General features: G+C 45.3%; 4 protein-coding genes. 1 reads left to right on the forward strand and 3 read right to left on the reverse strand.

Features of this window, described 5'->3' with window-relative positions:
• On the reverse strand, positions 1 to 2011 hold a 2011-nt coding region (locus ACUVJL_RS03790), incomplete at its 3' end, for a Calx-beta domain-containing protein (RefSeq protein ID WP_445244628.1).
• 606 nt (positions 2012 to 2617) lie between these two features.
• A complete protein-coding gene (locus tag ACUVJL_RS03795) occupies positions 2618 to 3502 on the reverse strand; it encodes a 4-hydroxybenzoate solanesyltransferase (protein ID WP_445244629.1) in 885 nt (294 codons plus the stop codon).
• A 255-nt stretch (positions 3503 to 3757) separates the two neighbouring features.
• On the opposite strand from ACUVJL_RS03795, the gene ACUVJL_RS03800 reads away from it, so the two are divergent.
• On the forward strand, positions 3758 to 5374 hold the full coding sequence (locus ACUVJL_RS03800; RefSeq protein WP_445244630.1) for a Ppx/GppA phosphatase family protein: 1617 nt from the start codon (positions 3758 to 3760) through the stop codon (positions 5372 to 5374).
• 309 nt (positions 5375 to 5683) lie between these two features.
• On the opposite strand, the gene ACUVJL_RS03805 is transcribed toward ACUVJL_RS03800, so the two are convergent.
• On the reverse strand, positions 5684 to 5839 hold the full coding sequence (locus tag ACUVJL_RS03805; protein ID WP_445244631.1) for a hypothetical protein: 156 nt from the start codon (positions 5837 to 5839) through the stop codon (positions 5684 to 5686).
• Positions 5840 to 6018: the final 179 nt, after the last annotated feature.

The raw sequence follows: 6018 nt of genomic DNA on the forward strand, positions 1-6018 counted from the left end.
CATCAATCACATTCAATGGCACATCGACAAAAGTTAGACCTGCTGGAATTGTGGCAGTGCCATTGAGGGAAGTATAGTCAGTGCCATTGAGGGAAGTGCCGCTCATTGTATAAGGCACGGTTAGGGGTGCAGTGGTACTCCCAGTGCGAGTAATTCTGTACGTCCCCGGATTCGCGGCTTGACCGCTAATCACTTCTGCTGCACTGGCATCTATGGCACTGACGGTGACTGTATTTTGATCGTTATCAGCAATAGTTACCGTAGCAGTATTAGTCGCTCCCACAGTGTAATTACTAGAAGAGGATACAGTCAAAATTGCAGTTTCATTACTTTCAATCAAAGTGTCATCAATCACATTCAATGGCACATCGACAAAAGTTAGACCTGCTGGAATTGTGGCAGTGCCATTGAGGGAAGTATAGTCAGTGCCATTGAGGGAAGTGCCGCTCATCGTATAAGGCACGGTTAGGGGTGCAGTGGTACTCCCAGTGCGAGTAATTCTGTACGTCCCCGGATTCGTAGTTTGACCGCTAATCACTTCTGCTGCACTGGCATCTATGGCACTAACTGTCACCGTAGACAAGTTAGGAACAGCCGACATCGAGAGATTGTAATTAGTCGAGCCACTGTAGGGAAACACCCGCACATAATAAGCACCTGCATTCAACATTGTGCTAATTGATTCGGGGGAAGAGCCACCCGAAGTTGAACTTTGAATAATGGTATTACCTGTGCTATCGAGTAAGTACACATCCGCATCCGAACTTAAACCATTGAGACTGAGGTTAAAGTTACTGCTATTAGCAAGGGTGAACTTATAGTAGTCGTTAGTGTCCTGTGTTCCTACCCAATCACTCCAGGTAGTGGAAGTAGAACCCACCGTTACTTGACGTGCTGCACTCGGAGTATTACCCGCATAGTCAGGAGGGGCAATGGGGTCATTATCAGCAATAGTTACCGTAGCAGTATTAGTCGCTCCCACAGTGTAATTACTAGAAGAGGATACAGTCAAAATTGCAGTTTCATTACTTTCAATCAAAGTATCATCAATCACATTCAATGGCACATCGACAAAAGTTAGACCTGCTGGAATTGTGGCAGTGCCATTGAGGGAAGTATAGTCAGTGCCATTGAGGGAAGTGCCGCTCATTGTATAAGGCACGGTTAGGGGTGCAGTGGTACTCTCGCTGCGAGTAATTCTGTACGTCCCCGGATTTGCGGTTTGACCGCTAATCACTTCTGCTGCACTGGCATCTATGGCACTGACAGTGACTGTATTCGCCACTTGTTCAATGCTGATTTCTTGGCCTTCAATCAGTGCTATAGCTCGATCGTCCTCAGCCTTCAATAACTGAAGTTTTTCCTGACTCAAGTTCTTTCCTTGCACAACTGCGGCAAAAATCTCACCCTCGTCTCCGGGTGAGTCCAAATGATTTACCTGTGAATCAATAAAATGCCCTACTTCTTCCAATAAAACACCCGTAAGCGCGTCTAATCTCGTTGCATTTTGGGCTAAAAACTCTTTTGATAAATAAATTGTATTCGTCGCCGTTCCAAAAGCGCCATTTGCCCCTGCAATATCTCCTGATGAAACTATTTTTACTAAGGGAATATTACTAAAATTTCCCCTTAACCATTCTTCCTTTAAAGCTTTCGCTTTCTCCTTGTCCCAACTCTCACCAAAGGGAACATTCATCCTATCCGTGAAATTCGGATCTGTTGCAAAAGCCGTTAGAGCTTTATAAACTCCTGACATCGCCTCACCCGTGACGGGGTCTAGGCTAGAATCGGTTACGCTTGCGGCGGGAAAAGTGGCGGGAAGTAAACCTGCACTCTGGATGGGAAAGCCTGTTGGTGTAAGCGGTTCTTGCATACCACCTACTAAAATACTATTGGCTTCTCTCTGTGGGAAAATCCCTTGGGTGATGTCAAAACTGTGATTGCCAAGAGTGAAGGGAATATTGCTAGAGGTGGATAAATTCTTGCGTTCGGTCAATAGTGTCTCAAACATCGTATTTTTGCCTTTTTTTATGGGTGGCTTTTACTTTTGTCGCGCCTGTACAAATGGACGCGAATTTAATTTAATGAGCAAAAGTTGAGAAAATCGTTAAACTCGTTTAACTTTCCGTTGCTATGTATGTATCTGAAGTGCGGCGGATTTTTTATGCGTTTTGTAATGAAACTTTACAATGAGTGTTTAATAGCCAGTAGGAAATGGCACCGTTAGACATTTATTTTCTTCCTCGGGAAGTTTTTCCTGTAACCAATTTCCATACCTAAAGGCAAAAAGACGTAGTTTTTTATACTTTAATAATTCAGTATTATTCGTCTAATACACAAAGATCATATCAGTTTTTATAAGCCAACGCATCAGTAATATCTCTGAAAAGTCTAGTCCAATTGGATTAATAACTAAGTATATTTAGGTATAATCATCCTGAAAAAGGGAGAAGAATCGATCGCACATCCCGGATCAGGGATGTGCGGGGGTGCGAGACACAGGATACAAAGCAGAGAAACACAGGCTTTCAGGATTAAATCAATTTGAACCTCTTGTGTCAAACTTAAATCATTCGAGTTTCACACCCCTTCCCTGCGCGAACAGCCCTACAAAAAACTAAAAAATCTCCCCAACAATCATCCCCGCCAATATGACAAACCCCACCCACACATTTTGGCGAAATATTTCACCGTAAATCAGCTTAGGAATATCCGAATTTCGTAGTTGACTATATTGCAAAAACCACAAAATAGCCGCCGCACTAATTGCCATCCAAAAACCAATGTGCAAGTGCAGATTAATTCCCAGTGCTGCTAACAAACCGACAGTACCAACAAAGAAAAAACCCACAGCATTAGCGGCATTATCCCCGAAAAATATCGCGCTAGAATTCACCCCTAAACGCAAATCGTCTTCCCGATCGCTCATCGCATAAACTGTATCAAATCCCATCGTCCAAAACACGACGGCACCCCACAGCAGCCAAGTCGCTAATTCTAATTGGTCAACGGCGGCGCTCCAACTAATTAAAACTGCAAAACCCCAGGCAATTGATAACACTAATTGCGGCACGGGAAAGAATCTTTTTGCTAGGGGATAGCAGATAATTACTGGTACGGCGGCGACACACAGCCAGAAACTTAACGGATTAAGATACAAAGCCAGAATCGCCGCGCATACCAAGGAAATTAATGCAACTCCTATTCCAGTTTGCACGGTGAGGGCGCGGGATGCTAGGGGGCGCGATCGAGTTCTTTCTACTTCGGGATCGATATCGCGATCCCATAAGTCATTGATGACGCATCCCGCCGCACTTGTGGCTAAGGTACCCAACACAATCACGCCCACCAATGCTCCGGGCGGCCTCCCGTCTGCTGCTAAAAAGACGGCCCAGAGGGCTGGAATCATTAAAATGAGCCTTCCTGCTGGTTTGTCCCATCTCAAAAGCCTCACGACGGTTAGCAATGTGGATTCGGGTTGGCGATCGGGCTTTTTAAGCATTTCAATTCTAGATTTGATATTTTTAACTCTAGATTTTATCAAATTTTAGGCACAATCACTTACTATCTCGGATGGCGATTCCCTACCCTTCGGGAACCCCTGCTGGAAGATAGCTTCGCTAGCGCGCACTTGGATCGGAATTTAAAACAGGTAAAAGTCAAGGCAAGTCAGCAGTTCCAGATTTTTGCTAATTTAATAGAATGCCTAACTGGATTCGTGAAATAATCATAAATATCTGTCAACCCCGATACTCCAATGGTTAATTCACTTGCTTCTGCGGAGTCAAATCGCATTATTGCTGCTATTGATATGGGTACTAACTCGTTTCACATGGTGGTGGCGCGGATCGATCCGAAATTGCCCGCATTTACGATTATTGCTAGAGAAAAAGATACGGTTCGGTTGGGGGATTGCGAGGCTAAGACAGGGTGCTTGAAGCCCGAGGTTATGGTTCGGGCGATCGCCACTCTGGGCCGTTTTCTTGATATTGCTAAAACTTTCAATGCTGAACAAATTATCGCTGTAGCTACGAGTGCTGTTCGGGAAGCTCCTAACGGGCGCGATTTTCTCAAACAAGTTGCTGAAGAATTAGACCTGAATGTTAGTTTAATTTCCGGTCAGGAAGAAGCGCGGAGAATTTATCTCGGCGTTCTTTCGGGTATGGAGTTTAACAATGAGTCGCAGGTGATTATTGATATTGGGGGCGGTTCTACGGAGTTGATTTTAGGAGACAGTTCTGAGCCTCGCTGTCTCACGAGTACAAAAATTGGTGCTGTTCGCTTAACAGGACAATTTGTCAAAACTGACCCGATTAGCAGGGAGGAGTTTGCTTATTTGCAAGCTTATATTCGGATTTCGCTGGAAAGACCGATCGACGAATTGCGCTCTCAATTCAATGCTGGCGAACCTTTGCGCTTGATTGGCACTGCTGGAACCATCGAAACTCTGGCTGCAATTAACGCTCGAGAAAAGTTGGGAACAGTTCCGAGTCCGCTGGCTGGATATCAGTTAAGTTTAAAAGATTTGCGCGATTTAGTCAATCGCTTTCGCAAACTTTCTTACTCGGAAAGGCTGGCAATTCCGGGAATGTCGGACAAGCGGGCGGAAATTATTCTGGCAGGGTCTTTGATTTTGCAGGAAGCGATGACACTATTAGGAATGGAATCGCTGACAGTGTGCGATCGCTCTCTGAGAGAAGGGGTAATTGTTGACTGGATGCTGGCCCACGGTTTAATTGAAAACCGTTTGCGGTATCAAGGTTCAATCCGCCAGCGCAGCATTATGCACATGGCTAACAAATATCAAGTCAATTTAGAACAAAGCGAAAGAACGGCAGCATTTGCGCTCAATTTCTTCGACCAGACTCAAGGAACTCTCCACAATTGGGGAACGGAAGAACGCGAGTTGCTGTGGGCGGCAGCGATTCTGCACAACTGCGGTTTGTACGTCAGTCATTCGGCGCACCACAAGCATTCTTACTATTTAATTCGCAATGGTGAGTTATTGGGATACACAGAAACAGAGATAGAAGTAATTGCAAATTTGGCTCGCTATCACCGTAAAAACCCTCCCAAAAAAAAGCACGATAATTTTGTAATTCTGACGAAAAAATACCGGGAAGTAGTAAGTAAGTTGCATCCTTTTCTGCGGTTGGCGGTGGCTTTGGACAGGCGGCAGATAGGGGCAATTTCGGATTTTAAATGCGAACACCGCCCGGAAGTTCGAGAGTTTCATTTGCGGCTGCAACCGCTCAATCCCTCAGACGATTGCGCTCTGGAACTGTGGAGTTTGGATTATAAAAAGCCGTCTTTTGAGGATGAGTACAATCTCACATTAGTGGCAAGTTTGGAGCAGACTCTGGTTCCAGTTTAACTACAAGCCAGAGCCGGGAAACGATAAACTGTAAGGTGCAATACCTTCTTGAGTCTTCGTGGTGAAGAATACTCTCAAACGCTGTCCATCTCTCGGGCGGAACTCGTTAAATCTTTTTCTTTTAACAGGCGATCGGCAATAAACTAGGTTGATTGCCGATCGCCCAACCGTAGGATCGGGTAAAGCCGATCGCACCAATAGCCCAGCCAGGGCAGCGCGCAGCTACAAACGAAGATATTGCAAGCGTTTAAGGGATATCGCTCGACTTTCGCTCGGCATTCACGCTAGACAGGGCTGATTATCTATGGCTTACCCAGAGAGGGTAAAATCATTGGGATCGATCGCACTAGCTAGCACTCCATTGACAGCAGCCAACAGTTGATTATTCTGACCAATCCTGATCAAAGCTGAATCAGCGTTTTGGGTAATACTAAGTTGAGCAAAAGTTAGACCGCTCGCTAACACCAGTAAATCTTCACCTTTTGTTAAATCAGTAATTAGATCCGGGCCGGAACCTGCTGTTAAAACAAAGCGATCGCGCCCTATGCCGCCACTGAGGAATGAGAATTAAATAACTTCCACAAGTTTGTGGGATGGGCGTCCCGCCCGTCCAAAAAGGACGGGCGGGACGCCCATCCCACAAT

Origin of the sequence: Microcoleus sp. OTE_8_concoct_300 (assembly GCF_031383065.1) — a bacterium.
In the GTDB taxonomy this organism is placed as follows: domain Bacteria; phylum Cyanobacteriota; class Cyanobacteriia; order Cyanobacteriales; family Microcoleaceae; genus Microcoleus.

Bases quoted from the DNA above. Each gene is read 5' to 3' on its own strand.
- ACUVJL_RS03795 (WP_445244629.1), bottom strand. From the start codon at position 3,502: ATGCTTAAAAAGCCCGATCGCCAACCCGAATCCACATTGCTAACCGTC.
- ACUVJL_RS03800 (WP_445244630.1), top strand. From the start codon at position 3,758: ATGGTTAATTCACTTGCTTCTGCGGAGTCAAATCGCATTATTGCTGCT.